Below are 789 nucleotides of genomic sequence, written 5' to 3'. Positions count from 1 at the left end.
CTTTTAGGATTCGTTTGGCTGCAATCTGAAGTTCTATTTAAACGCCTAATCACTTTGGTTTGTCTCCCCGCCTGGTTTGCCATCCGTTCTGTTGTGAACAGGTCGAGAATAACGGTAAGATATGCACAGTGTATTCATCTCAGACATACGTTACGTCGTACCGCAAAGTTATGGAGCAGGACCAGTTGACCGGATTCTGGTTTGAACTCTGCCGTGAGATGTGCATATCACCAACGTTAAGATGGTCGTCCGAAAATCACCTTATTTCATTTTGAACCGATTAAAGGGATATAAAATTTTATCTTTTTTTCACACAAATAAATAAAGGAAGAGGAACATCGCCAAAAACAAAGGTATTGAGATATCTTCGAACGGTAAGCCTGTTGTTTTCCAGATCAAACATATCGAAAAGCAGCCCAGAGGCCTCTGTCTCGGTCATGCTGTCCCCGGGGTGAGCTGTTGTCTTCATATCACTCAGGTAAAAATCGCTTTTGTTTCTGCTCAGGACCGTGAATGTTATATCCCGATTAACGAGATGCGTATTGATGGGGGAAGGCTGTCTTGCTGATACCGAAGTACCAAAGATACTGATAATACTTTCAGTACCCGGTCGTATCACCACACTGATGGTTCCATTAAAGAGATACTCTTGATCGCCCGGTGAGTTCATTTGTAAGGTTCCAGAACAGTTAATGTTGCCACTTTTAGTCATGTTACTGATAGTGACAAGGATGCCTGAGAAAAACACAAATAAAGTAATTGTTAATAATTTATATTTTTTATTCATGG

Annotated in this window: 1 protein-coding gene; it reads right to left on the bottom strand. The window is 40.9% G+C overall.

Annotated elements, in window-relative coordinates; genetic code table 11:
* Nucleotides 1-298 precede the first annotated feature (298 nt).
* Nucleotides 299-789, bottom strand: a 491-nt coding sequence (locus INF86_RS22305; protein ID WP_038418009.1) for a hypothetical protein, incomplete at its 5' end; no start/stop codon positions are given.

The organism is Enterobacter cloacae complex sp. I1M (assembly GCF_014982425.1).
GTDB lineage: Bacteria > Pseudomonadota > Gammaproteobacteria > Enterobacterales > Enterobacteriaceae > Enterobacter > Enterobacter intestinihominis.
The sequence above is the reverse complement of the archived record's forward strand: the minus strand, read 5'-3'. Positions and strand labels throughout refer to the sequence as shown.